Source organism: Mesorhizobium sp. AR02, assembly GCF_024746835.1.
Classification (GTDB): domain Bacteria; phylum Pseudomonadota; class Alphaproteobacteria; order Rhizobiales; family Rhizobiaceae; genus Mesorhizobium.
The window spans coordinates 7,158,621-7,183,993 of sequence record NZ_CP080531.1; the positions used below are offsets into that span (position 1 = coordinate 7,158,621).

Sequence of the window (25,373 nt, forward strand, 5' to 3'; positions counted from 1 at the left end):
GCCTTCTCCGAAGCCGCATTGACAGCAGCCGGGTTGGAGTTCATGACGGATACCGGTTTGGTATCCCAAAATGGTATCCGCAACAAGCGCTGATATCGGGCAGGCAGGACATGGCACAGGAAGACACGCAACAGAGCGGCTACAACATCCACTGGCGGCGCAATCTCGCCGTCTGTTTCGCGGGCTCGTTCAGCACGCTCATCGCCATGACGCTGCTGTTGCCTTTCCTGCCGCTCTATGTCGAACAGCTCGGCGCGCAGGGCCATGCGGCGATCGTGCAGTGGTCCGGCATCGCCTACGGCGCCACCTTCTTCGCCGCAGCCTTGGTCGCGCCGTTATGGGGGCGGCTTGGCGACCGCTACGGCCGCAAGGTGATGCTGGTGCGCGCCAGTTTCGGCATGGCGATCTGCATGTCATTGACGGGCATGGTCGAGACGGTCTGGCAATTGGTGCTGCTGCGCCTGCTGATCGGCTTTGCCGGCGGCTATTCCTCAGGGTCGACCATACTGGTGGCCATGCAGACGCCCAAGGACCGCTCGGGCTGGGCACTTGGCGTCCTGTCGGCAGGGATCACGGCAGGCTCGCTGGTCGGCCCCTTGCTCGGCGGCGCGCTGCCGCCGGTGATCGGTATTCGCGCCACCTTCCTGTTGTCCGGCGGCGTCATCTTCCTGGCTTTCCTGGCAACGACCTTCCTCATCAAGGAGACCCCGCGCCCGAAGCCGGCCAAAGCCGCGTCGACGGCAAAGCCGAAAAGCGGCTGGTCGCAGATCCCCGACAAGCGCCCGGTCGTGGCCATGCTGACAACCGGCATGCTGCTCGCCTTCGCCACCATGTCGATCGAGCCGATCATCACCGTCTATGTGCAGCAGCTCATCGCGGACCAGAGCCAGGTGACGATGGTCGCCGGCGTGGTGATGTCGGCGGCGGCGCTGGGCACCATCCTGTCGGCGTCATGGCTGGGCAAGCTTGCCGACCGTGTCGGCCATTGGAACGTCGTCGTCGGAGCCCTGGCCGTCTCGGCCCTGCTGCTCATCCCGCAGGCCTTCGTCACCAATGGCTGGCAACTGATCGGCCTGCGTTTCCTGATGGGCCTGGCGCTCGGCGGCCTGCTGCCTTGCATCACCAGCGTCATCCGCCACAACATCCCGGACGGCGTCGGCGGCAACGTGCTTGGCCTGGCGATCTCGGCGCAGTATGTCGGGCAGGTTGCGGGACCATTGACCGGCGGCTTCGTCGGCGGTCACTTCGGCATGCGGGCGGTGTTTCTTGCCACATCGGTGCTGATGGCCGGCGGCGCCGTCTACAACTGGATTGTCCAGTCGCGGCGGACACGGCATATGGCGCTGGAAGCGAGTGAGTCCTGAGAGGGTTTGGCGGTTCGCCGTTTCACGCAACAAGGAGCTAGCCGACATGAATTCCGCCGAACCCAGCCGTATCCTTGTGCTTGCCGGCGGCCTTGTCGGCGCGGCGGGTGTGGCGCTGTCGGCGGCCGCGGCGCACCTCGGTGGCGCCTTCACCGGCACGGCCGCGTCGTTCCTGTTGATGCACGCGCCGGTCTTCCTCGCTGTCGGCCTCATTGGCGCGAATCGCTGCCTGCGGATCGCGAGCGTCGTCCTGCTTGTCGGGCTCCTGCTTTTCGCGGGCGATCTTCTCGCCCGCGATTTCCTGGGATCGAGACTGTTTCCGATGTCGGCGCCAATCGGGGGCACCCTGCTCATCGCCGGCTGGCTGGGGATAGCAATCTCTGCCCTGGTACGCCCGCGCTCCTGAGGCCAAATAGGATCAATCCCGGGGGCGTTCGGTGCGGACCCAGAGATCGCGATTGCGCGCGGCCGGCTTCGTCAGGCGCCGCACCTCCGGCCGCTCGGCGGCCGGCGCGATGCCCCAGTAGTTGCGATAGATGTCCTCGAACAGATGCTTGATGGGATGCATGGTTTTTCTCCCTTGAATTGAATCGATCCAATCGACAGTCGCAAAAGAGCCGCGCCGATCAGATCCGTTTACGCTCCACAAGCAAGCGAAGGTCGCGAATCCATGGGCCGGTCCTGCCCCGGCGCCTGGGCTTGTTGGTAGTCGACCCGATACTCCAGTCGTTGCGGTAGATGTCTTCGAACAGATAGTTGACGGGATGCATGGCGCACCTCCCCTTTGTCATTCAGCAGAACAAATCTGCCAATTTGGATCGATTCAAACATAAATCCCCGGCCATCTCCGGTCAAGCGAAATTTGAATCGATCCAACGAAAGTGCTAGATGCAAATCGGGAACGTGCTAAATGCATGTCAGGAGGCACGCACAATGGCGTCACTCACCGCAGGCAATCAAAGACCCGTCCGGCTGGCCGACATCGCCAAGGCGGCAGGGGTTTCGCACGGCACCGCATCCAATGTCTTCAGCCGCCCCGAGATCGTGCGCGAGGAAGTTCGCGAACGGGTCAAGGCGGCGGCCGAAGCGATGGGCTATGGCGGGCCGGATCCCAAGGGTCGCCTGTTGCGGGCCGGCAAGGTCAACGCCATTGGCGTCGCCACAGCCGAACCCCTCTCCTACTTCTTCGACGATCCCTTCGCCCGTGTCATGATGGCGAGCATCTCGCAGGCCTGCGACGCAACGGGAGCCGGTATCTCCCTGGTCTCGGCCGCCAACAACGAACAGCTCGCCTGGAACATCCAGAGCGCCCTGGTCGACGGCTTTATCGTCTTCTGCATCGAAGGCGGTTCGCGCCTGGTGGAACTGGCGCGTGAGCGCAAACTGCCCTTCGTGGCGCTCGATCTGGACTCCGAGGATGGGGCGGTCGCGGCGATCGGCATCGACAACGTCGCTGGTGCCGCCATGGCGGCGCGCCATCTCACCGATCTTGGACACCGCCGCTTTGCCGTGCTGGCGTTGCCCTTTGTCGACGGCAGGACGGGCCTTGTTTCGTCCGAGCAGGTTCAGACCGCGGTGTATGCGGGAACGCGCGACCGCCTCACCGGCTATTTCAAGGAGCTTTCGCGGGCCGGCATCGACACATCCAGTGTGCCCGTCTACGAAACCGCCAATGATGCGGCCAGCACAAAGGCGGGCCTCGAGACCATCTTCGGCTCTGCCCACCCCCCGACGGCGATACTGGCTATGTCGGACAGAATGGCGCTGGTGGCGCTCGAATGGCTGAGCGCGCGCAAGCTGAACGTCCCCAATGACGTCTCTATCGTCGGGTTCGATGGCGTTCCGGAAACGGCGGTATCCGAGCCACCATTGACCACCGTCGCCCAGCCGATTGCCGAGATGGGCCGTCTCGCCGTCAAGGCGATCCTCGAAAACGACGGCACGACAAATCGCCAGCAACTGCCGGTCGAACTGATCGTGCGCGCCTCGTCGGCTTCGCCGCGCGGCTGAACCGCACGCGCCTCAGCGATTGGCTCTTGCCACCGCGGAGACGCCGAAAGACGCACGGGCCGGCGTGACATCCCTTTGCGTCGTGCGGACCTTGCCCGAGCCGCCGATGGTCGACAGCCATTCGAGATAGAAGGCGAGCGCGAACTGCATGGCGATGCCGGCTGACAGCAGCAGGCTGTCATAGGCAAGCCCGCCCGGATTGATCAGTTTCATCACCTGCGCAACCATGGCGATCACCGTGCCGGCGATGAAAACCGGCAGCGAGCGCTTGCCCAGTATCGCCAAAGGATGATCAGGACTGGTGCGGAACAGGTTCGACAGCGCCGGCAAGGCGACGATGAGGTAGCTGACCGCCAGGATATGCAGCAGACGCGGCAGCGACAGGAAGGTCTTGTCGAAGCCACCGATCACCACAGGCAGCTTGAACCAGGTTATCTGCCCCCAGAGCGGGCTGTGCACCCAGACCAGCGCCGTCAGCACATAGGCCGCGGCCGCGCCGACCAGCCAGCGGTTGACCGGAATGGCACCGCCGCGCCTGACATGCAGCATGGCGGCCAGGCCGATGTTGAACAGGAACTGCCAGGACAGAGGGTTCAGGAACCAGAAGCCGGGCTCGGGATAGTTGGGCGGGGCGATCTGCCAGATGCCGGCGATGAGCCACAGCGCCCCGGACACGACAAGTGCCGCTACAGGCCGGTAGCTGATCAACAGGACGAAGGCCGGTGCCATCAAAAGCAGCGCGGCATAGACCGGCAGGATGTTGTTGTAGCCGAGCTGATGGCCGAGCGTGACGATGCCGACCAGCACTTCCGGCGTGTTCCTCATCAATGGCTCGATGTTGATCAGCTTCAGCATTTCCGGCCGCCTGGTGAACACAGCGACGGTGCAGAACAGGGCGATCACCACCATGGTCGTGACGATATGGGCGACGTAGAGCATGCCTGCCCGCCGCCACATCTTCAATGTGGCCAGAAGCCGGCCACCCGGCCGGAACTTCATGCCGTAGGCGAGCGCGACCGAGATGCCGGAAATCAGCACGAATGCCTCGGCCGCGTCCGAGAAACCGAAATTCTTGTAAGTGAGGGTCTCGAAGGCGGTGCCCGGCACATGGTCGACGAAAATGGTCAGCAGCGCCAATGCGCGCAGTACATCGATACGCGTATCGCGTTCGGGCGAAACAGGGGTAGTCATCGACAAAAGGCCTCAAAGCTGGTTGTTCATGTCCAGCAATGCGACCCCCGGCGCACCGCTTCGATTCCTCCCACGCGGAGTGTATCGGCGCAGAAACGGGCCGGAATGCGCCTGGTTCAATCAACTTTCGCGGAGCACGAAAATATTGCGTTTTGAAGCCGGCAAATTGAGCGGAACCTCATATAATCAAGAGGATGCGGGATGAGCGGCGACGGCGTCGAAACCGGCCCGCTGCTCACGGATCTGGCCTTTCCCTATCGTCTCCTGGGCGCTGGCGGCAACAGCCGTGAATGCCTGTTCCTGCTGCATGGGTCGGGTGTCGACGAGACCACTCTGGTGCCGCTGGCAAGGCGGATCGCGCCGGCCGCGGTGCTGGTCGCGGCGCGCGGCCGCATCCCCCAGGAGGACGGTTTTCGCTGGTTCGAGCGGATAACCCCGACGCGTTTCGAACAGAAGAGCATCCTGGCCGAAACGGCTGGCTTCGCGGCATTCGCCAACCAGGCCGCCAAGCGCCATGGACTTGATCTCACCTGCGCAACTTTTCTCGGCTATTCGAACGGCGCCAATCTGGTTTCCAGCCTGATGCTGCTTCATCCGGGTATTATCCGCAGGGCGGCGCTAATGAGGCCGATGCCTGTGCTTGACCACGTGCCGGCGACGGATCTCATGGGAACACGGACGCTGATCATCGCCGGCGCCGCCGACGAGACCTACGGACCCTTCGCGCCGGCGCTGGTGACGCTGCTCGACCGGCACGGCAGCGAAATCGACGCCCGGATCATCCCATCAGGCCATGACATCGGTGATCCGGACGCCGCCATCGTCAGGCAATGGCTGGCGGGCCCAATGGCCATTGCACAGGCGGATTGACCGCTCAGCGCGCGGCGACGGCCTCAAAGCACTCGGCGGCGTCACCGGCAAGCTTTGGGAGATCGCAGACATCGTGGCGCTGAGCGAAGCGAAGGAAACCGAGAAGCCGGTGGCGCGCGGCCCGTACAAAAAGAAGACCGCCTAAGCGGCTATCTGGCCTTTTCCTTGCGGACGATAGACAGCTTCGGCGCGTTGGCTTTCCGGATGATCTTGGCGGCTTCATCTCTAGTGATGCCGACCTTGCGGGCATAGTAGGCGGCTTCCGCTTCAAGCCCGTCCTCTAACGGCGCATCAATCGCCTGCTTGGCCTTCTGCTTTGCTTTCTTTCCCATGTGCCGAATCATAGCACATTGCGATACTTGGCTGAATGGCCGCTCCTGATCGGGTAGTGGATCACCGACCGCTCGCGGCAATATAAGAAGCGCAACGTATAGACACAAAATGGACTTCAAGAGATTTTATCGCGGCATACGGCGGGCTACCACTGGTCGGGTTGCACAGCAGATTGACACTGACATTGCCAGCCTTGGTGCTGTGAAAATCTCACTTCGGCTTAAAACGGAGCGTGATGGGCCATATGTGGTCTTGGCTCTGATCTCACCTGGCAACTACCAATATTGCCCGATGGACGTCGGCGAATTGGATTTGGTTATCGAAGCCATGCATGAAATTCGAGACGCCGCAGTGAAGCTTCAAATTTCAAACTGACCCACTACCGGCGCGTGACAAAATAGGTGAGGGCCGAAATCGCCGCCGTCGCCGGCAAGGTGACGATCCAGGCGATGACGATGTTGCCGGCGATGCCCCAGCGCACAGCCGAGACGCGGCGGGCGGCACCGACGCCGATGATGGCGCCGGTGATGGTATGCGTGGTCGACACTGGAACGCCAAGCCAGGTGGCGGCAAACAAAGTGATCGCGCCACCCGTCTCGGCACAAAAGCCCTGCATCGGGTTCAGCCGGGTGATCTTCGACCCCATGGTGTGGACGATACGCCAGCCGCCGAACAGTGTGCCCAGCGCCAGTGCAGACTGGCAGGTGAGGACGACCCAAAGCGGCACGTAGAATTTCTCGCCAAGCATGCCTTGCGAATAGAGCAGCACCGCGATGATGCCCATGGTTTTCTGCGCATCGTTGCCGCCATGCCCGAGCGAATAGAGCGAGGCGGAAAAGAACTGCAGGACGCGAAAAGTGCTGTCGACGGCGAACGGCGTCTGGCGCACGAACAGCCACGAAACCACCAGGATGAGCACGAGCGCCAGGACAAAACCGGTCGCCGGCGACAGCACGATCGCGGCGACCGTCTTGCCAAGTCCCGACCAGACGATGGCACCGATGCCCGCCTTTGCAACGCCGGCGCCGACCAGCCCGCCGATCAGCGCGTGCGAGCTGCTCGAAGGAATGCCGGCAATCCAGGTGACGATGTTCCAGACAATGGCGCCGACAAGGGCTGAGAAAATCACCGCCGGCGTGACGATGCTGACGTCGACGATGCCTTTCCCCACGGTCTCGGCGACATGCAGACCGAAGAACATGAAGGCGATGAAGTTGAAGAAGGCCGCCCACAGCACTGCATATTGCGGCCTCAGCACACGGGTGGAGACGATGGTGGCGATGGAATTGGCGGCGTCGTGCAGGCCGTTGAGAAAATCGAAGAACAGCGCCACGGCGACAAGGCCGATCAGCACGGGAAAGGCAATGGTGGCTTCCATCACCTAAACATTCTCGATGACGATGCCGCTGATCTCGTTGGCGACGTCCTCGAAACGGTCGACCACCTTTTCCAGCTGACCGTAAATCTCGCTACCGATCAGGTAAGCCATCGGGTCGCTGCGCCCATGCCGCTTGAATAAGTCCTTCAGCCCTTGCTCGTGCAAATCGTCGGCCCGGCTTTCTACGCGCATGACCTCTTCGGCGATAGCGTTGAGGCGCACGGTGTGCGTGCCGACCTTGCTCAGCAGCGGGATCGCCTCGGCGACCAACTTGGCGGCGGCGACGATGACGCCGCCCATCTCCTGCATCAGCGGGTCGAATTCCTTCGTTTCGAACAGCTTCACTGTCTTGACGGTCTTGTGCATCATGTCGATGGCATCATCCATCGACTGGATCAGATCCTTAATGTCGCCGCGATCGAAGGGCGTGATGAAGGAACGCCGCACCGCTAACAGGACTTCGGCGGTGATATGATCGGCCTCGTCCTCGAGATCGATGATCTTCTGACACCAGCGATCGATGTCCTTGCCCTGGAGAAGCTGTTCCAGCGCCTCGGCGCCGCCGACCACGGTGCGGGAATGCCGTTCGAACAGGTCGAAGAAGCGATCTTCGCGCGGCAGCAGCTTGCGGAACCAGCCCAGCATGTCCAACCTCCCGTCGCGCTTCCACGACCCCATCCATTCACATAACGCCCCAGCGAGCCACTGGAAACAGTAAGCCGGCTGAAAGATGTGGATGCGGACGACGCGGCTTGAGACGCAACACGATTTCCCCGACCTTGCGCGGGAAGGGCCGCGACGGGGGGCATCGGCGAGCTTTATGGCCGGGCGCGCATCGTCTCCACCGACCCCAACCGCTCCAATTCCGGATTCATGTTCGCCGGCCTGGTGCTCAGCCTGATGAGCGGCGACGTGGCGACGCAGGAACTGCTGGCCCAGCATGGCGACCAAGCCAAGGCGATCTTCCGCAGCATGGGCCTGAAGTCGTCATCATCGGGAAAACTGTTCGACCAATATATCGCCGGCGGCCTCGGCGCCGAGCCGATGGTGGTCGGTTACGAGAACCAGCTGGTCGAATGGGCGCTCGCCGATCCGGCGCGCTGGCAAAGGGTGCAGGCCGGAATGGGCGCCAAGCCCGAAATCCTCTACCCCAGACCGACTGTGTATTCCGCGCATCCGCTGATCGTCATCGATCCGGCGGTCGATAGGCTGCTGGAGGCGCTGACCAGCCCGAAGCTGCAGCAACTCGCCTGGTCCAAGCACGGGTTCCGCGGACCGCTCGGCACCGTGGCGGGGGACGCCGATGCCATAGCCGGCGTGCGACCAGCGGAAATCGAAGCGGTGCTGCCGATGCCTTCGGCCGACGTGATGCTGGCGCTGCTCGACCAGATGGACGGTTAAGCAAGCATGAAACGGTTTTCCGTCCGGAGCTGCGCCGGAACAGAAAACTAGCTCTACCCCCGTCCCATCCTGTTCCAGGCATCGAGCCCGGCGATCTTGTAGGCTTCGGCGAGCGTCGGGTAGTTGAAGGTGTTGTTGACGAAGAAGTCGACCGTGCCGCCGAGATTGATGACCGCCTGGCCGATGTGAATGAGCTCGGTGGCGCCCTCGCCGACGATATGCGCGCCGAGCAGGCGGCGCGTTTCGATCGAGAACAGCAGCTTCAGGAAGCCGGTATTGACGCCCATAATGTGTCCACGCGAGGTCTCGCGAAAGCGTGCCACGCCAACTTCATAGGCGGCTCCACTCTCACGCACCTGTTCCTCGGACTGGCCGACAGTGGAGATCTCCGGCACGGCGTAAATGCCATATGGGAAAGTTTCCGGCGGTGGCGGGAGCGGCACGCCGAAGGCGTGGCAGGCGGCCACCCTGCCCTGCTCCATCGAGGTCGAGGCGAGGCTCGGGAAGCCGATGACGTCGCCGGCGGCGTAGATGTTGGGCACGCTGGTCTGGAAGGTCTGCGGGTCGACCTTGATGCGGCCCCTGGAGTCGGCGTCGATGCCGACCACGTCGAGGCCCAAGGTTCCGACATTGCCGGTGCGACCGGCGGCGTAGAGCACGACATCCGAACGGATGGTGCGGCCGTCGGCCAGTTCCACCTCGGCCGTTTCCGGCTTGGAGCGGATTTCCTTCACCGCGCTGCCGAGCCTTATCGTCATGCCGCGGTCGCGCATCTGGTGGATAAAATCGTCGACGATCTCGCGATCGACGAAATCGAGGATGGTGTTGCGCGGCTCGACCAGCGTCACCGGCACGTCGAGGGCGGAAAAGATCGTCGCATATTCGACGCCGATGACGCCGCCGCCGATCACCGTCAGCGTGCGCGGCAACTGGCCGAGTTCCAGCATCTCGTCGCTGTCGAAAACACGGGTCTTGTCGAAAGGCACGTCGCGCGGTCGGTGCGGCCTCGTGCCAACCGCGATCAGCGCATGAGCGAAGCCAACCTCGCTGTAGTCGCCGGTGTCAGTGGTCAGGCTGACCTTGTTGGGGCCGAGAAATTTTACCGAGGCACGCGCGCTCTTGACCGTGTTGCGCATGAACTGGTGCTGCAGCACCTCAACCTCGTGATCGAGCGTCTTGTGCAGGCGCTCGACCAGATCGCCGACCGAAATATCCTGCTTGACCCGATAGCCGCGTCCGTAAAAACCGCGCTCGCGCCACCCGGAGAGATTGAGCACGGTTTCGCGCAGCGTCTTCGAGGGAATGGTGCCGGTGTGCACGGAGACGCCGCCAAGACGCCGGCCGCGGTCGACCACCAGCACCGACTTGCCGAGCTTGGCCGACTGCACCGCGGCGCGGCGGCCAGAAGGGCCGCTGCCGATGACCAGCATGTCGTAGTCCATATTTCCCCGTCCCCTCGCCTCTGCTTCAGAGTGCTTTTGTTGCGCCGCAACAAGCTAATGCCATCCGCGCGGCAAATTCAACCGATTCGGATTGTGTCCTGCGTCGCTCGATCCCTGAACTCTGGAAAGCGCCGACCTTGATTCCGACACAGGCCTTCACCATTTCATCATCGAGCGGTCCGCACCCTATGTCGGGCCTTGTTACGAGGAAATGACATGAACGCGCGCGTTCTCGACGGCGAAATCATCAACACCCGGCTTGACGATGTCAGGGCCTATGAAGGGGTGCGCACAAGGCGCATCCTGGCCTTCGTGCTCGACTATATCATCGTCGCGCTGCTCACCATTCCTTTCGCCATACTGGTGTTCTTCCTCGGGCTTTTGACCCTGGGTCTTGGCTGGATGCTGTTCGGCGCCCTCGTGCCGGCCGTCGCCATCCTCTACATCTGGAACACGCTGGGCAGCGCTGACCAGGCGACCACCGGCATGAAGGTGATGGGCATCCGCCTCGACCGGCTCGACGGCCGGCCGATCGACGGCCTGACCGCGGTCGTCCATTCCGTGCTGTTCTGGGCCGGCAATGTCATCCTGTCGCCGCTGGTCCTGCTGGTGACCTTGTTCTCCGACCGCAAGCGCACGCTGCACGACCTTCTGCTCGGCACGGTGGTCAGCCGCGGCGGCCGTTAAAGGCGGTTTTCGGGGGCGCTCCCGCGTCGTCGGCGCAAATGTGAAGGCATCCGCTTGCGCGTACCTTCACAATCCTGTTGAATTTTTCGCTTTCCGCGCCAAAGGTAGAGCGACTCGAAGGAGTGTTTCCAAGACTTAGATGACGCAGCATCCGACCCAGTCGCCGCAGTTCTTCCTGACCGCGCCGTCGCCGTGCCCCTATCTCGACGGCCAGTTCGAGCGCAAGGTGTTCACGCATCTGGTCGGCGACAAGGCGTCGGAGATGAACGACCTCTTGACGCAAGGTGGCTTCCGGCGCTCGCAGAACATTGCCTACAGGCCGGCCTGCGAGACGTGCCGCGCCTGCGTGTCGGTGCGCATCCTCGCCCAGGAATTCACCGCCAGCCGCAACATGAAGCGCGTGCTGCAGCACAATTCCGACCTCGTCGGCGCCATGCACAATGCCGAGCCCTCGACCGAACAATATTCGCTGTTCCGCAGCTATCTCGATGCCCGCCACCGCCGCGGCGGCATGTCCGACATGACGGTGCTCGACTACGCCATGATGGTCGAGGACACCCATGTCGACACCAAGGTGATCGAATACCGGCGGCGCGGGCCCGACACTTTCATCACCGGCAAGGGTCAGGGTGAGCTCATCGCGGTGGCGCTCACCGACAAGATGGCCGACGGGCTGTCGATGGTCTATTCCTACTTTAATCCCGAATTCGAGGAGCGTTCGCTCGGCACGTTCATGATCCTCGACCACATCGCCCGCGCCAGGGCGATGGGCCTGCCCCATGTCTACCTCGGCTACTGGGTCAACGGCTCGCGCAAGATGAATTATAAGATGCGCTTCATGCCGCAGGAGCATCTCGGCCCCAAGGGCTGGGAGCGCTACACCAACGAAGCGGTTTCACGCTGAGTTTTTCCACGATCCGCGCTTAAACTGTTTCAAGGCAGGGGATGCTGGTCTTTCAGCCGGTTGGCTGGAGAAAGTGCGCCATTGCACCGGTCAGCCGTCGGCCTGCATGTCATTGCGAAGGTTCCTGCATGTCCTCCCATCACGATCACCAGAAGGGCCTTCTGATAACCGCCATCGGCGGACTGACGCTGACCGTCGATATACCGTTGATCCGCCTCGCCGACGGTGGCGCATGGACGATCATGCTGCTGCGCACCGGCACCACGTTCGTCGCGGCCATGGTCATCTGGTCGCTCTGGCGCGCGCTCAGCCGGAACGCACCGCCGCTCATCCCCGGCTGGTCAGGCCTGATTGTGGCGATCTGCTATGGACTGACCGGGATCACCTTCGTCACCGCCGTCTATCACACCTCGACCGCCGATCTGGTGTTCATCCTGGCCTTCAACACCGTATTCGCGGGCTTGCTGTCCTGGCTATTCCTGAAGGAAAGGCCGCAGCTGGTGACGATCATCGCCATGTCGATCATGATCCTCGGTGTGCTGGTCATCGTCGGCGGCTCGGTCGGCACCGGCAAGCTGTTCGGCGATTTCATGGCGCTTTGCTCGGCCTTCTTCATCGCGGTGGCCATCACCATCTCGCGCGCCAGCGGCAAGGACATGGGCTTCACCTCGCTCGTCGGCGTCCTTCTGCCGCTCGCCCTGGCAGCCTTCATGGTCACCGGCGAGGGCTTTCACGTCAACGCGCCCTGGTGGATCATCTTCAACGGCGCCGTCATCATGCCGATCTCGTTCTTCTGCCTCGCCGCCGGGCCGAAATACATTTCGGGGCCGGAAGTGGCGATGTTCTACCTGCTCGAAACCGTGCTGGCGCCGGTGTGGGTGTGGATGATCTTTGCCGAGGCACCAACCCGCAACAGCCTGATCGGTGGCGGAATCCTGATCGTCACTTTGGTCGTCCATTCGCTCTGGCAGCTGCATGACGGCCGCAAGCACCGCGGTGACTTAGCGGTGCACCATCCGGTTTAAGGCATGTCGATATTCAGGTGATGCCGGCCTGCAATCAGGCGCTGGCCTTCTTCGCCGCGCCAGGTTCCGGCAGGATCTCGATCTGTGGGCTGGCCTCGATTTCGACCGCCGAGTCGGCGGCCATCTCGTCGACCAGTTCCACCTCGCGCAGCCACTCGCGCCAGATGGCGACCAACAGCGCCATCAGCACCGGGCCGATGAACAGGCCGAGAAACCCCATGGTCTTGACGCCGCCGATCAGGCCGAAAAAGGTCGGCAGGAATGGCAGTTTTATCGGTCCGCCGACGAGCTTCGGGCGCAGCGTCTTGTCGACGATGAACAGCTCGACCGCGCCCCACAGGAACAGCGCCAGACCGGTCATGGGCGAGCCGCTGGCCGCGAGGTAGATCGAGACAAGGGTGAAGGACAAAGGCGCGCCGCCGGGGATGAGCGCCATGACGCCGGTCAGGGCGCCGAGCGTCACTGGCGACGGCACGCCGGCCAGCCAGTAGGCAATGCCCAGCACCAACCCCTCGCCGATGGCGATGACAGTCATGCCGGTCACCGTCGAGGAAATGGTCGCCGGCACGACGCGCGAAATCCGCTCCCATCTCGTCGGCAGGATGCGCTCGCCGAGGCGGTCGATCTGGCCGGCAAAATGCTCGCCATCGCGATAGGCGAAGAACAGGGCGATCATCATGAACAGCAGCGTCAACAGCAGCCCGAAGGCACTGCCGCCGGCGGCCAAGGCGCCGCGATAGATGCTGCCGATATTGGCGCCGCTGACCAGTTGGATCAGTTCACCAATGCCGCCGGGATGACCGAAATTGGTCGTCCATTGCTCGTTGAGCCAGTCGCCCACGACAGGCATGGTCGCGATCCAGTGCGGCGTCACCGCACCATGCCGATTGGTCTCGATCGCCCAGCCGACCCACTCGCGCACCTCGTTGATGGCGTAGGTTCCGGCAAGCGCGATCGGTATCACCAGGAAGGCAAGGATGAACAGGATGGCCAGAGTGGCGGCGATGGTGCGGTTGCCGCCGACGCCGGCCAGCAGCCGCTGATAAAGCGGCCAGCTGGCGAAAGCGATGACGAGCGCGGCCAGTACCGGGAACAGGAAGCCGTGGAAGAAATAGACGCCAGCGGCGACGATCAGCACCAGCAGCCAGCGCGCCGCCGACAGCGGCGGAATGACAGCCGACCGCAGCGGCGTCGACAGGCCGAACAGGCGCTGCTGCCGTTCCGGTTTCTGGATCTTGGATTCCTTCAAACGCCCGTGTCTCCCAAACGCCCTTCCCCGTTATGCACTGATATAGTGCAGCAATCGTGACGATACTCCAAATGGTGAGGATGAAGCTGCCAATCTCCCCCTCGTGGGGGAGATGTCCGGCAGGACAGAGGGAGGCGTGAAGGATCGCCGACGTTGGTATTTTGCGACCAAGAACCGAGACAGATGCAGGGAGCCATGACTATTTGATACGCTGGCGGGACAGCGCCCCCCTCTGGCCTGCCGGCCATCTCCCCCACGAGGGGGGAGATCGCAGCATCACCCGAACTTGCCCGTCCTCGGGAAACCCTTTGGCACCATACGGCCGGCCGACGCCCGGGCGCCGATCCATTCGGCCAGTTCCTCGCGCGATCTCGTAAAGGTGCGGTCGGCCGAATCCTGCCAGGACAGGCCCGTCTCCAAGGTGAACGGCTTGAGATCGAGCAGGCCGCCATCCTTGTATTTCTGCAGCCGCACGCCCTTGCCGCGGCCCATCTCGGGAATTTCGGAGAGCGCGAACACCAGCATCTTCCGGTTCTCGCCGACGATGGCCAGGTGATCGCCACCGACCGGGATGCAGCGTTTGGCCTCGTCCGGCGCCTTGACGTTCATCACCTGTTTGCCCTTGCGGGTGTTGGCGACCACTTCCTCCTCCGGCACGATGAAGCCATTGGCATCATATGAGGCCAGCAGCAGCTTGCGCTTGGGATCGTGGACGAAGGCGGTGACGATGTCCTGGTCATTGTCCATGTCAACGATGATGCGGATCGGCTCGCCATGGCCGCGCCCACCGGGCAGCCGGTCGGCGCCAATGGTGTAGAACTTGCCGCCGGTGGTGAAGACCAGCACCTTGTCGGTGGTCTGGGCATGGAAGGCGAGCTTCAGGCTGTCGCCTTCCTTGAAGGTCAGCGTCGAGAGATCGGCCAGATGCCCCTTCATCGCCCGCAGCCAGCCTTTTTCCGAAACCACCACGGTGACCGGCTCGCGCTCGATCATGGCGTGGGCGATGTCGGTGAGGTCGTGCTCGGGCGCATCGGCGAACTGGGTGCGGCGCTTGCCGAGCTCGGTCTCGGGGCCGAACTTGTCGCGGATGCTGGTGACTTCCCACTTGATCGTCGCCCACTGCTTGGCATCGGATGCCAGCAGCGCCTCGATCTGCTTCTTCTCGGTGGTGAGGCCATCGAATTCCTTGCGGATCTCGAATTCTTCGAGCTTGCGCAGAGCGCGCAGGCGCATGTTGAGGATGGCTTCGGCCTGGGTGTCGGTAAGCGACCAGCGGGCCATCATGACCTGCTTGGGCTCATCCTCCTCGCGGATGATCTTGATCACCTCGTCGATGTTGAGATAGGCGATCAGGTAGCCGGCCAGGATTTCCAGCCGTCTTTCGATCTCGCCCAGGCGGTGTTTCGAGCGGCGGATCAGGACGTCGCGGCGGTGGTCGAGCCATTCCTGCAGCACGCCCTTCAGCGACAGGACGTTGGGCACCTTGCCGCGCGACAGCACATTCATGTTGAGTGGGAAGCGGCTTTCAAGCTCGGTGAGCTTGAACAGCGATTCCATCAGGATGCCGGGATCGACGGAGCGGCTCTTCGGCACCAGCACGACGCGGATGTCCTCGGCACTTTCGTCCCTGATGTCCTCGAGCAGCGGCAGCTTGCGCGCCATCAACAGCTCGGCGATCTTCTCGATCAGCCGTGCTTTCTGCACGCCATAGGGGATTTCGGTGACGACGATGCTCCAGGTGCCCCTGCCCTGGTCCTCCTGGATCCACTTCGACCGCACGCGAAAACCGCCGCGCCCGGTCTCATAGGCTTCGAGGATGGAGGCGCGGCTGTCGACGATGATGCCGCCGGTGGGGAAATCCGGGCCCTGGACAAAATCCATCAGCTTCGCCACCGGCGCATCCCGATGCTCGATCAGATGCAATGCCGCATCGCAGAGCTCGGCCGCATTGTGCGGCGGGATCGATGTCGCCATGCCGACAGCGATGCCGGACGAGCCGTTGGCCAGAAGGTTCGGGAAGGCGCCGGGGAGCACGACCGGCTCCTCGTCCTCTTCATTGTAGGTCGGCCTGTAGTCGACGGCGTCCTCGGTGATGCCGGCGAGCAGCTCGGTCGCCACATCGGTCATGCGCGCTTCGGTGTAGCGCATGGCGGCGGCGTTATCGCCGTCGATGTTGCCGAAATTGCCCTGCCCGTCGACCAGGGGATAGCGCATCGAAAAATCCTGCGCCAACCGCACCAGCGCGTCATAGATCGACTGGTCGCCATGCGGATGGAACTTGCCCATCACCTCGCCGACGATGCGGGCGCATTTGGCGAAACCCTGATCAGGGTTGAGGCGCAGCAGGCGCATGGCGTGCATGATGCGGCGGTGGACCGGCTTCAGCCCGTCGCGAACGTCGGGCAGCGCCCGGTGCATGATGGTCGACAGCGCATAGGCGAGATAGCGCTCTTCCAGCGCCTTCTTCAGATCGACCGGTTCAATGTGATCGCCACCGCCATCTTGAGGCGGCAAAAGCCTTTTTCCCATAGGCTGGGACTAGCCGAGCGGGTGATTCGCGGCAAGAGGCGCGCACCGGACCGGACGACTTGTGCGCTGTTCTGCAACAGGAAACAGCAAGGTCGAGCTTGCCGGCCAACATCAGTCTGTTACATGCCACATCTATTGCGAAGCACGGTAACGCTCTACGGCCCGACCTTCATGCCAAATTCACTGCATTCTGCAATAGCGTTCGGATCGGGTTTGCCTTTCACCGCGATTTTTGACCATTGTGCCGGGACACGCCTTTTTCCCGTCCAGTTCGTCACGGAATGGTGATGGCGCGAAGAATTGAAAAACAATTTCAGGACACTCTCAGGGACCTTGCGATGACAATCAAACGCTCAACTCTCCGGAAATTCGCTCTTTCGACCTTCTTGTTCACACTGCCGCTGAATGCGGCCCTTGCCCAGGACACGGCGGTTGCCGACCGGCTGAAGGCGGCGCTGGCCGCCCAGGGCGTCGACATCTCCTGGACCGGCGTCACCGGCGACAATACCAGCATGGTGCTGCAGGGCGTTGCCATCAAGCCAGCGGCGGAAAAGGAAGCCCTCACCATCGGCGACGTCAAGCTCGAGGGTGTGACCGCCGCCAATGGCGGCTTCGACATCGGCACCGTGTCGACGTCGGCCTTCGAACACAGCAAGGATGGCGTCACCCTCAATCTCAGCCCCTTCGTCATCCACGACATGACGGTTCCGGCAGACGGCGCCACCGGCCCACTCGGTGCGCTGATGATCTACAAGTCCGCCGAACTCTCGAATATGACGGTCAAGGTTGCCGACAAGACCGCATTCTCGATGGACGGGCTTGCCATCAAGATCACACCGCCCGCGGACGGCAAGGCGATGGAATTCACCGGCACCACCGAAAAGTTCAATGCCGACCTGACGCTAGTCGACGATCCCAAGTCGAAGGAAGTCATCGACGCGCTCGGCTACCAGAACATCGCGGGCAATTTCGAGATAGCCGGCACCTGGCAGCCGACGGATGGCAAGATGGAGCTGTCGAAGTACGACATCTCGGTCGAGAATGCCGGCACGCTCGGCATGACCTTCGACCTCGGCGGCTACACGATGGACTTCGTCAAGTCGCTGCAGGAAATGCAGAAGAAGATGGCCGCGCAGCCGGAAGGCGCGGACAATTCGGCGCAAGGCATGGCCATGCTCGGCCTGCTGCAGCAGCTGTCGTTCAACAGCGCCTCGATCCGCTTCGACGACGATTCGCTGACCGGCAAGGTCTTGGAATATGTCGGCAAGCAGCAAGGCATGTCGGCCAAGGACATCGCCAACCAGGCCAAGGCGATCGTGCCGTTCGGCATGTCGCAGCTCAACAATCCGGAATTGACGGCGCAGGTGACGGCTGCGGTCAGCAAATATCTCGACGATCCGAAGAGCCTCGAAGTCTCGGCAGAGCCGCCGGCATCGGTGCCCTTCGCGCTGATCATGGCGGGCGCCATGTCCAATCCGCTCGACCTGCCGAAGACGCTTGGCGTCAGCGTCAAGGCCAACGAGGACTGATCGAAGCGGCCTCAAGATCAAAAAAGCCCGGCAGCGATGCCGGGCTTTTTTGTTGGATTATCGAATCGAAAGAATCGGTTCGAACGGTTCTTTAAAGTGTCGCCCGAAGCTCGCGATCAGGCGTCCTTCTTGGTCGGCGCGACACGCAGCGCCAATTCGCGAAGCTGCTGCGGCGAGGCTTCCGAGGGCGCGTTCATCAACAGATCATAGGCCTGCTGGTTCATCGGGAACATGGTGATCTCGCGTAGGTTCTTGGCGCCAACCAAGAGCATGACGACGCGGTCGACGCCGGCCGCCATGCCGCCATGCGGCGGCGCGCCATACTGGAAGGCGCGGTAAAGGCCACCGAAACGCTCTTCCACCGTCGCGCGGTCCAGCCCGACCGTCTCGAACGCCTTGACCATGGTTTCGGGCAGATGGTTGCGGATGCCGCCTGAGGCGATCTCGAAACCGTTGCAGACCATGTCGTACTGGAAGGCCTTGATGCCGAGCAGATCCTCGCCATTGAGCGCATCGATGCCGCCTTGCGGCATCGAGAACGGGTTGTGGGCGAAGTCGATCTTCTTCTCCTCCTCGTTCCATTCGAAGAACGGGAAGTCGACGATCCAGCACAGTTCGAAACGTTCGCGGTCGACGAGGTTCAGCTCCTCGCCGGCGCGCGTGCGCGCCGCACCGGCGAAGGAGACAAACTTCTTCGGATCCCCGGCGACGAAGAAGGCAGCGTCGCCGTCGGCAAGGCCGAGTTGCTGCCGGATCGCCTCGGTGCGCTCCTCGCCGATGTTCTTGGCGAGAGGGCCGGCGCCTTCGAGCTTGTCGCCCTCCTTGCGCCAGAAGATGTAGCCCAGCCCCGGCTGGCCCTCGCCTTGCGCCCAGGAATTCATGCGGTCGCAGAAGGCACGGCTGCCGCCGGTCTTAGCCGGAATGCCCCACACCTCCGCCTTCGGATCGTTGGCCAGGATGTTGGCGAAGACCTTGAAGCCGGAATCGCGGAAATGATCGGAGACGGCCTGCATCTCGATCGGGTTGCGCAAATCGGGCTTGTCGGAGCCGTATTTGCGCATGGCGACGTCATAGGGAATGCGCTGGAAATTCTGCGTCACCGGCTTGCCGTTGGCGAAGGTCTCGAAGACCCCGCGGATGACAGGCTCCATCGTGTTGAGCACGTCGTCCTGCTCGACGAAGCTCATTTCGAGGTCGAGCTGGTAGAATTCGCCTGGCAGACGGTCGGCGCGCGGGTCCTCGTCACGGAAACACGGCGCGATCTGGAAATAGCGGTCGAAGCCCGACACCATGATCAGCTGCTTGTACTGCTGCGGCGCCTGCGGCAGCGCGTAGAAGGTGCCGGGATGGATGCGCGAAGGCACCAGGAAGTCGCGCGCGCCTTCCGGCGACGACGCGGTGAGGATCGGCGTCGAGAATTCGGTGAACCCGACCTCGCCCATGCGCCTGCGCATTTCGGCGATGATTTTTGTCCGAGCAATAATGTTCTTGTGCAGCGTCTCGCGGCGCAGGTCGAGGAAACGGTATTTCAGCCGGATGTCCTCGGGATAGTCCGGCTCGCCGAACACCGGCAGCGGCAATTCCTTGGCCGCAGACAGCACCTCGATCTCGCGGGCGAATATCTCGATCTCGCCGGTCGGCAGGTTGGCGTTGGTGGTCTCGGGCAAGCGTGCCTTGACCTCGCCGTCGACGCGGATGACCCACTCGCCACGCACGGTCTCGGCAACCTTGAAGGCAGGCGAATCCGGATCGGCAACGATCTGGGTCAGGCCATAATTGTCGCGCAGGTCGATGAACAGCAGGCCGCCATGGTCGCGCACGCGATGCACCCAGCCCGACAAGCGAACGGAAGAGCCGACGTCGCTCTTTCTCAACTGGGCACAGGTATGGCTGCGGTAACGGTGCATGGTCATTGGTAAAGTCCGGGGTGCTGGGTGGCAGGCCAAAGCATCAAAGCCCGGCCCAAAATTTGCGCGAAAAGCGCATGGGAGGCCGGATTTGTCAAGGCAAGCGGGCGATCCCCGCGCCCGGCATGCCGCCGAGCGTTCAGGCGAAGTGGATTTCGGCGCCCTGGCGTTCGAAGTCGGCGAGGATCGCGGCCGGCGCGGTCTTTTCGACCACCAGATGCCGGATCGCTTCGGCCCCGGCGATGCGATAGGGCGCCGCGGTGGCGAGCTTGTCGTTGGTGACGGCGATGACGATGCCGGCGCTGTTCCTGGCCATGGCCCGCTTAACCTCGGCCTCGGCCGAATCGAACGCCGTTACACCACGTGAGGCGTCCAGGCCGCACGAGCCAAGGAAAAACAGATCGGCGCCGAGCTGCGCAATGGCGGCCAGCGTGTCGGCGCCGACGCAGGTTCCAAGGTCGCGGACAAACCTGCCGCCGAGCACGGTCAGTTCGACCGATGGGTGCTCGGACAGCGCCGAGGCAACACCGAGCGAATTGGTGGCGATGGTCAGGTTGAGGTCGCGCGGAATGGCCCTGGCAATGGCGGCGTTGGTGGTGCCGCCGTCGATGAACAGGCTCTGTCCGCTGGAGAGCAACGCAACGGCCGTGCTTGCCAGCCGTGCCTTCTCCTCCACCGCATGGCCGCCGCGCAGACCGATGGGGGCCGCGGCAAAGGGCGCCGCCGCAACCGCGCCACCATAGACCCGGCGACATTGCCCGGCTTTCGCCAATTCCCTGAGGTCGCGACGTACCGTGTCTTCCGAAACGCCGAAGCGGCTCGCCAGCTCGCCGGCCAGCACACTCCCCTCCGCCGCGAGGCGGTCGCGGATAAGCTGGTGCCGTTGATCGGTCAGCATTGCCTGATCCTGTTTCGCCTGATCGTATTTCTCTTTGCACGTTCTTGCATGTTCTGCACGTTTATGCAAGGAGTGACTGACCAAGGCTGCCCGACAAGCCGGCCTCCCCTTCCTTTGAAAGCACCGCGATGAGCTTTGGCCTGAACCTTGCCCCGCAACACCGCGTCTATGCCGGGTTCGCGATCTATTCCTTCGCCATGGGCAACATTTTTCCGCGGCTGCCCGATATCAAGCACGCCATGGGCATCGGCGACGGCACGCTCGGCCTCAGTCTGATCGGAACGCCGATCGGCACCTTGACGGCGTTGACGCTGGCGACGCCGCTGCTTGAGCGCGTCGGCTTCCGCCGTGCGCTGCTGGCCCTGGTCCCGCTGCTGGCGCTTGCCTATGCCATCGCGGTGCATGCGCCGGGGCCGCTGGCGCTGTTCCTGATGCTGTTTCCAGTCGGGCTGATGATCGGCAGTGTCGAGATCATGCTCAATGTCGAGGCCGACCGGACCGAATTCCTGGTCAAGCGCCGTATCATGAACCGCGCGCATTCTTTCTGGAGCATGGGCTTTTTCGGCGCCGGCCTGTTCGGCGCCGCGCTTGCGCATCTCGGCATGTCGCCGCAACTGCATCTGGCGCTGATCGTACCGATCGTCGCGATCTCGATGGCGTTGTTCCTCGGTGGTTACCAGCCGGCGCCGGGCCGTTTCGCCGGCACCGGCGAGAAGGCACCGATGCTGGCGCGACCGACGCTGCCGATCCTTGTCCTCGTCGCAGTGACGCTCGCCGCCATGCTGATGGAAGGCGCCAGCATCGACTGGTCGGCGATCTACATGCGCACCGTGTTCGAGTCAGGCCCCTTCGTCGCCGGCTTCACCGTGGCGCTGTTTGCCTTTTCCCAGGCAACCACGCGCTTCTTCGCCGACAGTTTCGTCGACCGCAATTCGCCAAGCGGCGTGGCGCGGGTGCTGCTGGTGATGATGGCGGCCGGCGTGTTGATTGTCTTTTTCTCGCCCTCGCCATTCGTCTCCATGCTGGGCTTTGCCCTTCTGGGGATCGGCACCAGCGCCATCTTCCCGCTAGCGATCTCGGCCGCCGCCCAGCGGACGGACCGGCCGGCGGCGATCAATGTTGCGGCGCTGTCGCAGATCTCCTTCGTCGCCTTCCTGCTCGGCCCGCCGCTGCTCGGCTTCGTCTCCGACCATTGGGGCATCCGCTCGGCCTTTGGCATCGGCATCCCGTTCATCGTCCTCAGCCTGCTGACCGCGGGGTCGCTTGGCCGGCGGCCGGCCGCTGGCAAACCTGTCGCGCTGGCGGACGAGGCCCTCGAGCCGACATCGGACAAGATACTGGCGCGGGCAGCGGAGGGGTGACTGGCGTCTGCCTCTATGAACCCAGGGCCGATAGGCGCAGGCGATCTGCGAGGTGATCTGCGACCAATGCAGCGCCGGCGGAAGACCTTACGGCCCGATGAAGGCGTATCTCGGCCCCCGGCAGCTGCGGTACATGTCGACCCGGAGGGACGCCCCGCAAGCCGGGCGCAAGCATGCTGCCCTTGACCACGGTGATTGCCAGGCCCTGCTCGACGATTGCCTCCGTGGCGGCGAGGCTCGGGCTGACATAGGCCAATCGCCATGGCCGGCCTGCCTTGTCGAGCGCCTCGACGGCCCAGGCGCGAAACAGGCAATCGGGATAGGACAAGGCGACGGGCAGCGGATCGATCTCCTCGACGGCACGGGTCGCAGCGGCCGCCCAAATCGCCCTTTCTCGGCATATCAGATCGCCCTCCGCCGTACCGTCCGGATGCATGGCAATGACCGCGTCGAACGATGAACCGAGCCGTTTGAGAAGCAGCGCCGTGAGACCGATCTCCATGTCGACCTGCACGAGCGGAAATCGCTCGGCAATGTCGGCGAGGAGGCGCGGCAGGATCTTGGTGCCATAGTCTTCCATGACCCCGATACGAACGTGTCCAGCCACACGCTGATTGGCAACACGTGCAATCGCCTGCTCATTGAGAGCAAGGATGCGGCGCGCATCGGTCAGAAAGCCCTCCCCGGCGGCCGTGAGTTCAACGCGAGCGGTCGAGCGGCGAAACAGGGCAGTGTCGAGGCGTTCCTCGAGACGCTTCACCTGCAGGCTGACGGCGGCCTGCGTTCGATTGAGCTGCTCGGCGGCGCGCGTGAACGAGAGGCGGTCGGTAACAACGACGAAGGCGCGCAGCAGGTCGGGATCAAGGCTGGGGATATTCATAGCGAAACATTATCAAACTCATTGAGCTTATTCGATTCCTTTCGACCCGCCTGCCCGATATCGCTGGCACCGAACTAGCGAGGTCGGGAAACGATGGAAATTCTGGGCGTGCTCGCGGCGATTCTCTCCAGCGCTCTTGGCGGCACTGCCGTTGGCGCAACTCGATATCTTGCAGGCACGCTCGATCCTCTGACGATCGGTGCGATCCGGTTCGGCGGCGGGTTTCTGGTCCTGGTTGCCGTGGCACTTGTGCGGTGCGACAGGTGGCCGCCGAAGAGCGACTGGCCCGGCACCGGCGCATTGGGTCTGCTGTTCTTCGGCCTGTTTCCCGTGTTGTTCAATGGAGCCCTGGTCTACACGACGGCCGCACGCGGAGCCCTGGCGCTTTCGACGCTGCCCCTGCTCACCATGGCTGCCGGGGCGGTTCTGAGGATCGAGACGCCGACCATGCGCAAGATCATCGGCGTCCTGATCGCAATGGCTGGGGTGGCCATCGCACTCGGCACAAGCCTGGCGACCGCTCCCCCGGGCGCATGGCGCGGAGACCTGCTCATGGTCGCGGCCGCATGCTGCATGGCGCTCTACAATGTCTGGTCGCGACCATTTCTGTCCCGCACCGCGCCAATCCCGTTCGTGGCGTTTGGCATGGGTGTAGGTGCGGTCTCCCTGTCGGTCCTGGTGGCATCGAACGGAGGCTTCGCACGACTTGCCACGCTTAATGCACCGCAGTGGATAGCGAGCGGATACCTCGCCATCATTTGCGGCGCCTTCATCTTCTTCCTCTGGGCATTCGCGCTTGGACGCGCGGCGCCGACACTGGTTGCCGTCTCTGTCGCGGTCAATCCACTGACGGCATCGATCTTCGGCGTCGTCTTCCTGGGCGAGCAAGTGAGCGCGAAGCTGATTGTCGGGCTCATCGCGGTCCTCGCCGGAATAGCGATCGCATCAGGAGCAACCGAATGGTTCGGCTCAGGACATCAGGGATTCCGGCGCCGCCTTCCCTGAGCCGAATTCCGGCTGATCCCTGCTGGCGCGGGGAAATGCCGCTGGCATTGACCTAAGCAATGGTTCAAGAAGAGATCACCGATACGTGATCGCCTTTTTCATGTCCTCTATCCGCCCGCTGATCCCGCTTCTTCTCGCCGCAGGCATCCTGCTCGGCGGCAATGGGCTGCAGAGCACGCTGATTGCGCTGCGCGGCGCACAGGAAGGGTTTTCCGCTTCCGACATCGGCCTGATGGGCACCTTCTATTTCGCCGGCTTCCTGCTCGGCTGCCTGGCCATCACCCGCATCATGAAGGCGGTCGGCCATATCAGGGCGTTTTCAGCACTTGCCGCGATCGCCTCGGTCGGCACTCTCCTCTTGGTGCTGGTCCTCGATCCTGTGATGTGGTGCGCGGTGCGCTTTGCCGGCGGCTTCTGTTTCGCCGGGCTGTTCACCATCGTCGAGAGCTGGCTGAATTCCGGCGTCACCAACAAGGATCGCGCCCGCGTGCTGGCGATCTACCGGATGGTCGATACAGGTTCGGTGACATCAGCCCAGTTCCTGATCCCGGTCTTCGGCGCCGGCGGCTTCACCATCTTCGCCATCATGTCGATCATGATCACGCTGTCGCTGGTGCCGGTTTCGCTCGGCGACCGTTCCAACCCGACGCCACCGGAGGAGGTCAAACTCGACCTGGCGCGCGTCTGGCGCATTTCCCCGCTGGGCTGCTTCGGCTGCATTGCCGTCGGCGTCACCAACAGCGCGTTTCGCACGCTATCGCCGGTCTATGCCGAGCAGATCGGCATGTCGGTCGCCGATGTCGTCACCTTCGTCAGCGTCGGCATCTTTGGCGGCGCCATCATCCAATATCCGCTCGGCTATCTCTCAGACCGCTGGGACCGGCGCCGGGTGCTGTTGATAACGACCTGCTGCGCGATGCTTTCCGCCCTGGCGCTGGTGTTCATCGCCGGCAGCAATCCGCTGCTCAACTTCATTATCATCTTCATCTTCGGCTGTTTCGCCATGCCGCTCTATTCGCTGTCGGCGGCGCATTCCAACGACCGCGCCGACACCGGCGAGTTCGTGCTGATCAATGCGGCACTGATGCTGTTCTACTCCTTCGGCGCCATCGGTGGCCCTTTCGCCGCCTCGACAGTGATGCAGTATTTCGGGCCGAGCGCGCTGTTCGTGTTCAGCGCCATCGTCTATGCCATCTTCATCGCCGTCATCCTCTACCGCATGCAGGCACGGTCCGGCGTGCCCGCGGGCAAGCGCGGCCGCTTTATCGCGCTGTTGCGCACCTCGACCGTTTTCGCCCGGCTGGCCAGACGGAATGGCGATTCCGATGGCCCGGGAAGCTCATGAAGAAGGCGCCAAAGCTTGACGAAAGCCTTCCCGGCTGAAATCTAGGAAGACCTTACTCCTGCCAA

24 protein-coding genes and 1 pseudogene are annotated in these 25,373 nt (G+C 63.0%); 14 read left to right on the forward strand and 11 right to left on the reverse strand.

The window, feature by feature from the left end:
- Positions 1–110 precede the first annotated feature (110 nt).
- Positions 111–1,364 (forward strand): multidrug efflux MFS transporter, encoded by a 1,254-nt coding sequence (locus DBIPINDM_RS39190; protein ID WP_258584377.1) that lies wholly within the window; start codon positions 111–113, stop codon positions 1,362–1,364.
- Positions 1,365–1,410: 46 nt separating this feature from the next.
- Entirely contained in the window at positions 1,411–1,770 is a 360-nt protein-coding gene (locus DBIPINDM_RS39195; protein WP_258584378.1) for a DUF423 domain-containing protein, read from the forward strand.
- Between the two features lie 12 nt (positions 1,771–1,782).
- Here DBIPINDM_RS39195 and DBIPINDM_RS39200 read toward each other — a convergent pair whose 3' ends face one another.
- Complete coding sequence (locus tag DBIPINDM_RS39200; protein WP_258584379.1) at positions 1,783–1,932, reverse strand: hypothetical protein; 150 nt, start codon at positions 1,930–1,932, stop codon at positions 1,783–1,785.
- 365 nt (positions 1,933–2,297) lie between these two features.
- On the opposite strand from DBIPINDM_RS39200, the gene DBIPINDM_RS39205 reads away from it, so the two are divergent.
- Positions 2,298–3,374: a LacI family DNA-binding transcriptional regulator gene (locus DBIPINDM_RS39205; RefSeq protein ID WP_258584380.1), complete on the forward strand. Its 1,077-nt coding sequence runs from the start codon at positions 2,298–2,300 to the stop codon at positions 3,372–3,374.
- Between the two features lie 12 nt (positions 3,375–3,386).
- Here the strand turns inward: DBIPINDM_RS39205 and DBIPINDM_RS39210 are convergent, their stop codons facing one another.
- Positions 3,387–4,565, reverse strand: coding sequence for an OpgC family protein (locus DBIPINDM_RS39210; protein WP_258584381.1), 1,179 nt, complete (start codon positions 4,563–4,565; stop codon positions 3,387–3,389).
- Positions 4,566–4,766: 201 nt separating this feature from the next.
- Here DBIPINDM_RS39210 and DBIPINDM_RS39215 point away from each other — a divergent pair, with 201 nt between their 5' ends.
- Positions 4,767–5,435: an alpha/beta hydrolase gene (locus tag DBIPINDM_RS39215; protein ID WP_258584382.1), complete on the forward strand. Its 669-nt coding sequence runs from the start codon at positions 4,767–4,769 to the stop codon at positions 5,433–5,435.
- Positions 5,419–5,580: a hypothetical protein gene (locus DBIPINDM_RS39220; RefSeq protein WP_258584383.1), complete on the forward strand. Its 162-nt coding sequence runs from the start codon at positions 5,419–5,421 to the stop codon at positions 5,578–5,580. The genes DBIPINDM_RS39215 and DBIPINDM_RS39220 overlap by 17 nt, the downstream gene beginning before the upstream one ends.
- Before the next feature lie 4 nt (positions 5,581–5,584).
- Here DBIPINDM_RS39220 and DBIPINDM_RS39225 read toward each other — a convergent pair whose 3' ends face one another.
- On the reverse strand, positions 5,585–5,767 hold the full coding sequence (locus DBIPINDM_RS39225; RefSeq protein ID WP_258584384.1) for a hypothetical protein: 183 nt from the start codon (positions 5,765–5,767) through the stop codon (positions 5,585–5,587).
- A 109-nt stretch (positions 5,768–5,876) separates the two neighbouring features.
- Between DBIPINDM_RS39225 and DBIPINDM_RS39230 the strand changes: the two genes are divergently transcribed.
- The gene (locus tag DBIPINDM_RS39230; RefSeq protein WP_258584385.1) at positions 5,877–6,143 is read left to right on the forward strand and encodes a hypothetical protein; all 267 of its coding nucleotides are present in this window, start codon (positions 5,877–5,879) and stop codon (positions 6,141–6,143) included.
- Between the two features lie 4 nt (positions 6,144–6,147).
- On the opposite strand, the gene DBIPINDM_RS39235 is transcribed toward DBIPINDM_RS39230, so the two are convergent.
- Together DBIPINDM_RS39235 and DBIPINDM_RS39240 are read right to left on the reverse strand one after the other, a co-directional pair.
- The gene (locus DBIPINDM_RS39235; protein WP_258584386.1) at positions 6,148–7,146 is read right to left on the reverse strand and encodes an inorganic phosphate transporter; all 999 of its coding nucleotides are present in this window, start codon (positions 7,144–7,146) and stop codon (positions 6,148–6,150) included.
- Between the two features lie 3 nt (positions 7,147–7,149).
- A complete protein-coding gene (locus tag DBIPINDM_RS39240; protein WP_258584387.1) occupies positions 7,150–7,791 on the reverse strand; it encodes a DUF47 domain-containing protein in 642 nt (213 codons plus the stop codon).
- Between the two features lie 159 nt (positions 7,792–7,950).
- Here DBIPINDM_RS39240 and DBIPINDM_RS39245 point away from each other — a divergent pair.
- Positions 7,951–8,547, forward strand: a pseudogene (locus DBIPINDM_RS39245) (hypothetical protein); the annotation flags it as partial.
- 53 nt (positions 8,548–8,600) lie between these two features.
- Here the strand turns inward: DBIPINDM_RS39245 and sthA are convergent.
- On the reverse strand, positions 8,601–9,989 hold the full coding sequence (gene sthA / locus DBIPINDM_RS39250; RefSeq protein ID WP_258584388.1) for a Si-specific NAD(P)(+) transhydrogenase: 1,389 nt from the start codon (positions 9,987–9,989) through the stop codon (positions 8,601–8,603).
- Between the two features lie 216 nt (positions 9,990–10,205).
- On the opposite strand from sthA, the gene DBIPINDM_RS39255 reads away from it, so the two are divergent.
- The 3 genes from DBIPINDM_RS39255 (at position 10,206) to DBIPINDM_RS39265 (ending at position 12,605) form a co-directional block, all read left to right on the forward strand.
- Entirely contained in the window at positions 10,206–10,676 is a 471-nt protein-coding gene (locus tag DBIPINDM_RS39255; protein WP_258584389.1) for an RDD family protein, read from the forward strand.
- A gap of 139 nt (positions 10,677–10,815) precedes the next feature.
- Complete coding sequence (locus tag DBIPINDM_RS39260; RefSeq protein ID WP_010915563.1) at positions 10,816–11,580, forward strand: arginyltransferase; 765 nt, start codon at positions 10,816–10,818, stop codon at positions 11,578–11,580.
- A gap of 128 nt (positions 11,581–11,708) precedes the next feature.
- Positions 11,709–12,605, forward strand: coding sequence for a DMT family transporter (locus tag DBIPINDM_RS39265; protein ID WP_258584390.1), 897 nt, complete (start codon positions 11,709–11,711; stop codon positions 12,603–12,605).
- A gap of 34 nt (positions 12,606–12,639) precedes the next feature.
- Here the strand turns inward: DBIPINDM_RS39265 and DBIPINDM_RS39270 are convergent, their stop codons facing one another.
- Both DBIPINDM_RS39270 and parC read right to left on the reverse strand, forming a co-directional pair.
- Entirely contained in the window at positions 12,640–13,854 is a 1,215-nt protein-coding gene (locus tag DBIPINDM_RS39270) for an AI-2E family transporter (protein WP_258584391.1), read from the reverse strand.
- 276 nt (positions 13,855–14,130) lie between these two features.
- Positions 14,131–16,383, reverse strand: a complete 2,253-nt coding sequence (gene parC, locus DBIPINDM_RS39275; protein ID WP_258584392.1) for a DNA topoisomerase IV subunit A — start codon at positions 16,381–16,383, stop codon at positions 14,131–14,133.
- Between the two features lie 338 nt (positions 16,384–16,721).
- On the opposite strand from parC, the gene DBIPINDM_RS39280 reads away from it, so the two are divergent.
- Positions 16,722–17,912 carry a hypothetical protein gene (locus DBIPINDM_RS39280; RefSeq protein WP_258584393.1) on the forward strand — a complete coding sequence of 397 codons (1,191 nt, stop codon included), beginning with the start codon at positions 16,722–16,724 and terminating at the stop codon, positions 17,910–17,912.
- A gap of 116 nt (positions 17,913–18,028) precedes the next feature.
- Here the strand turns inward: DBIPINDM_RS39280 and aspS are convergent, their stop codons facing one another.
- Together aspS and DBIPINDM_RS39290 are read right to left on the reverse strand one after the other, a co-directional pair.
- Positions 18,029–19,819: an aspartate--tRNA ligase gene (gene aspS, locus DBIPINDM_RS39285; protein ID WP_258589450.1), complete on the reverse strand. Its 1,791-nt coding sequence runs from the start codon at positions 19,817–19,819 to the stop codon at positions 18,029–18,031.
- Between the two features lie 139 nt (positions 19,820–19,958).
- A complete protein-coding gene (locus DBIPINDM_RS39290; RefSeq protein WP_258584394.1) occupies positions 19,959–20,717 on the reverse strand; it encodes a DeoR/GlpR family DNA-binding transcription regulator in 759 nt (252 codons plus the stop codon).
- A gap of 128 nt (positions 20,718–20,845) precedes the next feature.
- Here DBIPINDM_RS39290 and DBIPINDM_RS39295 point away from each other — a divergent pair, with 128 nt between their 5' ends.
- The gene (locus DBIPINDM_RS39295; protein WP_258584395.1) at positions 20,846–22,078 is read left to right on the forward strand and encodes an MFS transporter; all 1,233 of its coding nucleotides are present in this window, start codon (positions 20,846–20,848) and stop codon (positions 22,076–22,078) included.
- Between the two features lie 13 nt (positions 22,079–22,091).
- Here the strand turns inward: DBIPINDM_RS39295 and DBIPINDM_RS39300 are convergent, their stop codons facing one another.
- Positions 22,092–22,958, reverse strand: coding sequence for a LysR family transcriptional regulator (locus DBIPINDM_RS39300; protein WP_258584396.1), 867 nt, complete (start codon positions 22,956–22,958; stop codon positions 22,092–22,094).
- Positions 22,959–23,051: 93 nt separating this feature from the next.
- On the opposite strand from DBIPINDM_RS39300, the gene DBIPINDM_RS39305 reads away from it, so the two are divergent.
- Together DBIPINDM_RS39305 and DBIPINDM_RS39310 are read left to right on the forward strand one after the other, a co-directional pair.
- A complete protein-coding gene (locus DBIPINDM_RS39305) occupies positions 23,052–23,963 on the forward strand; it encodes a DMT family transporter (protein ID WP_258584397.1) in 912 nt (303 codons plus the stop codon).
- 100 nt (positions 23,964–24,063) lie between these two features.
- Positions 24,064–25,308 (forward strand): MFS transporter, encoded by a 1,245-nt coding sequence (locus tag DBIPINDM_RS39310; RefSeq protein WP_258589451.1) that lies wholly within the window; start codon positions 24,064–24,066, stop codon positions 25,306–25,308.
- The last annotated feature ends 65 nt before the right edge of the window (positions 25,309–25,373 follow it).

Bases quoted from the DNA above. Each gene is read 5' to 3' on its own strand.
- DBIPINDM_RS39300 (WP_258584396.1), bottom strand. From the start codon at position 22,958: ATGAATATCCCCAGCCTTGATCCCGACCTGCTGCGCGCCTTCGTCGTT.
- DBIPINDM_RS39190 (WP_258584377.1), top strand. From the start codon at position 111: ATGGCACAGGAAGACACGCAACAGAGCGGCTACAACATCCACTGGCGG.
- sthA (WP_258584388.1), bottom strand. From the start codon at position 9,989: ATGGACTACGACATGCTGGTCATCGGCAGCGGCCCTTCTGGCCGCCGC.
- DBIPINDM_RS39230 (WP_258584385.1), top strand. From the start codon at position 5,877: ATGGACTTCAAGAGATTTTATCGCGGCATACGGCGGGCTACCACTGGT.
- DBIPINDM_RS39280 (WP_258584393.1), top strand. From the start codon at position 16,722: ATGACAATCAAACGCTCAACTCTCCGGAAATTCGCTCTTTCGACCTTC.
- DBIPINDM_RS39310 (WP_258589451.1), top strand. From the start codon at position 24,064: ATGTCCTCTATCCGCCCGCTGATCCCGCTTCTTCTCGCCGCAGGCATC.
- DBIPINDM_RS39195 (WP_258584378.1), top strand. From the start codon at position 1,411: ATGAATTCCGCCGAACCCAGCCGTATCCTTGTGCTTGCCGGCGGCCTT.
- DBIPINDM_RS39240 (WP_258584387.1), bottom strand. From the start codon at position 7,791: ATGCTGGGCTGGTTCCGCAAGCTGCTGCCGCGCGAAGATCGCTTCTTC.
- DBIPINDM_RS39210 (WP_258584381.1), bottom strand. From the start codon at position 4,565: ATGACTACCCCTGTTTCGCCCGAACGCGATACGCGTATCGATGTACTG.
- DBIPINDM_RS39255 (WP_258584389.1), top strand. From the start codon at position 10,206: ATGAACGCGCGCGTTCTCGACGGCGAAATCATCAACACCCGGCTTGAC.
- parC (WP_258584392.1), bottom strand. From the start codon at position 16,383: ATGGGAAAAAGGCTTTTGCCGCCTCAAGATGGCGGTGGCGATCACATT.
- DBIPINDM_RS39215 (WP_258584382.1), top strand. From the start codon at position 4,767: ATGAGCGGCGACGGCGTCGAAACCGGCCCGCTGCTCACGGATCTGGCC.
- DBIPINDM_RS39225 (WP_258584384.1), bottom strand. From the start codon at position 5,767: ATGGGAAAGAAAGCAAAGCAGAAGGCCAAGCAGGCGATTGATGCGCCG.
- DBIPINDM_RS39235 (WP_258584386.1), bottom strand. From the start codon at position 7,146: ATGGAAGCCACCATTGCCTTTCCCGTGCTGATCGGCCTTGTCGCCGTG.
- aspS (WP_258589450.1), bottom strand. From the start codon at position 19,819: ATGCACCGTTACCGCAGCCATACCTGTGCCCAGTTGAGAAAGAGCGAC.
- DBIPINDM_RS39260 (WP_010915563.1), top strand. From the start codon at position 10,816: ATGACGCAGCATCCGACCCAGTCGCCGCAGTTCTTCCTGACCGCGCCG.
- DBIPINDM_RS39205 (WP_258584380.1), top strand. From the start codon at position 2,298: ATGGCGTCACTCACCGCAGGCAATCAAAGACCCGTCCGGCTGGCCGAC.
- DBIPINDM_RS39305 (WP_258584397.1), top strand. From the start codon at position 23,052: ATGGAAATTCTGGGCGTGCTCGCGGCGATTCTCTCCAGCGCTCTTGGC.
- DBIPINDM_RS39290 (WP_258584394.1), bottom strand. From the start codon at position 20,717: ATGCTGACCGATCAACGGCACCAGCTTATCCGCGACCGCCTCGCGGCG.
- DBIPINDM_RS39200 (WP_258584379.1), bottom strand. From the start codon at position 1,932: ATGCATCCCATCAAGCATCTGTTCGAGGACATCTATCGCAACTACTGG.
- DBIPINDM_RS39295 (WP_258584395.1), top strand. From the start codon at position 20,846: ATGAGCTTTGGCCTGAACCTTGCCCCGCAACACCGCGTCTATGCCGGG.
- DBIPINDM_RS39265 (WP_258584390.1), top strand. From the start codon at position 11,709: ATGTCCTCCCATCACGATCACCAGAAGGGCCTTCTGATAACCGCCATC.